Source organism: Bradyrhizobium genomosp. I (2014) (genome assembly GCF_000261685.1).
Classification (GTDB): Bacteria; Pseudomonadota; Alphaproteobacteria; order Rhizobiales; family Xanthobacteraceae; genus Bradyrhizobium.
The window spans coordinates 1-1,532 of the sequence record NZ_AJQE01000474.1 but is presented as its reverse complement, the minus strand read 5'-3'; the positions used below and the strand labels follow the sequence as shown (position 1 = coordinate 1,532).

Below are 1,532 nucleotides of genomic sequence, written 5' to 3'. Positions count from 1 at the left end.
CGACGTCTTGATCCAGCGCCGAAGAGACTCGCGCGCTGCGCAGCTTCTCATGAAGAAGCTCTTGAAATCCGCCGGCACGCCGCCGCGCGTTATGATCACGGATAAGCTGCGTTCGTACGGCGCTGCGAGGGCGAAGATGGGCTTTCACGTCGAACATCGCCAGCACAAAGCTCTCAACAATCGGGCCGAAAATTCTCATCAGCCGACGCGAGCGGATCATGAAGCGTTTCAAATCGTCCCATCAGGCTCAACGCTTTCTGTCAGTTCACGATCAGGTCGCGAACCTTTTCCACATCCCCTATGCCGGAGCCGCCACCGCCGACTTCCGTCGTGCTTCGCGCGAGCGAGCCTTTGCGACTTGGCGCGAGATCTCCATGACAAGCGCTATCGCCGAATCTCGACCTCTGAGAATCGCCGCCTTCGGCTCGGCGGTCGATTAAGTTGACGATGCCGTTCCGGGATGCGTGGGGCGAACCGGCGCAGCGGTTCGACCTCGGGCAACCCAATCTTCCAGCCGAATTTGTTGCTCCCTATGCCGAGGCGTTCCGGGGGCATCATGCATCGTCGTCACCTAGCACGCGTCACCAATGCTGGAAAGCACTGAAGTTCTTTGCCCGCTTTCTCGCCGATAGCGGCAGGGTTCAGGCGCCGGCCGATTTGACGACCGAATTGTTCGGCCAATACATCTTATGGCTGGACGCCTTGCCTTCCCGAACCGGCAAACCCTGTGCTCAGCTTTCGCGCTTACTGGCGGCAAGCTAACGGCAATCCATCGTTGCGTCCGTTTCTTGACCTGCGTCGTGAACGCTATGACCGAGGTGCGAGCTGAGTGTATTTCGCCGTGCTTTCGCGAAGGCGCGGTCGGTCGCCATGCGACGCTCGATCATCGGCGCAATCAGTTTAGCAGGCTCGGTCCGCGTCATCAGACCTACGCTATGCGTCAGGATCTCGGCGTAGCTTCTGAGATCCCTAAAGACCGCCGCCGGCAGCTCGGTCGTGAGCTTGACTGGCTTGTCGTCTTCAAGCGGCCCAAGCTTGAGCTTCGTCATGGCGCTCCTCCATTGCTGTAGGGCGCCAGCACCAAATCGCGCGTGCCGATCACGCGGACCGGAAACCTGGCCGGATGGTCAGCGTCGGCTGGATGTTGAGCTGACGCTGCACGACCAATTGGCCGGTCTGGCTGATGCTGATGGACGCACCGCTACGGATCGCTTGAACGAGGTTGTTCTCATTTGGCTCGTGCCGCCTCTGCTCCGACGCTGAGCATGGTCGAGAGAACGGCGGCCTTGAATAGCATGCCCCAGTGGTTGTCGACATCGTCCTCGAGTCCGGCATAGCCACCACTGTCGGCGCCCGGCTGGCGCTCCAGCACGATCGAGTTGCCGTCCGGTATGATGATGCGAGTCCAGACCAAGAGGATTCGACTCTGGCCGTCCGCACGGCCGCTTTTTAGGCGATGATCTGACTGGCGTGGGCGCGCTCTCGGTGCAGTTTGGGCTTTGCTTGAACTAGGGTCCAGACTCAATTGAGCC

2 protein-coding genes and 2 pseudogenes are annotated in these 1,532 nt (G+C 60.2%); 2 read left to right on the top strand and 2 right to left on the bottom strand.

Going from position 1 to position 1,532, the window contains the following annotated elements:
- Together IC50_RS38085 and IC50_RS38080 are read left to right on the top strand one after the other, a co-directional pair.
- Nucleotides 1–440 (top strand): annotated as a pseudogene (locus IC50_RS38085) (DDE-type integrase/transposase/recombinase); the annotation flags it as partial.
- Nucleotides 441–447: 7 nt separating this feature from the next.
- Nucleotides 448–762: a hypothetical protein gene (locus IC50_RS38080; protein ID WP_011084497.1), complete on the top strand. Its 315-nt coding sequence runs from the start codon at nt 448–450 to the stop codon at nt 760–762.
- On the opposite strand, the gene IC50_RS38075 is transcribed toward IC50_RS38080, so the two are convergent.
- Entirely contained in the window at nt 759–1,049 is a 291-nt protein-coding gene (locus IC50_RS38075) for a DUF2274 domain-containing protein (RefSeq protein WP_011084496.1), read from the bottom strand. The two genes, IC50_RS38080 and IC50_RS38075, sit on opposite strands and share 4 nt — an antisense overlap.
- Nucleotides 1,046–1,447 (bottom strand): annotated as a pseudogene (locus tag IC50_RS39960) (TrbI/VirB10 family protein); the annotation flags it as partial. The gene IC50_RS38075 and the pseudogene IC50_RS39960, both read right to left, overlap by 4 nt.
- Nucleotides 1,448–1,532 lie beyond the last annotated feature (85 nt).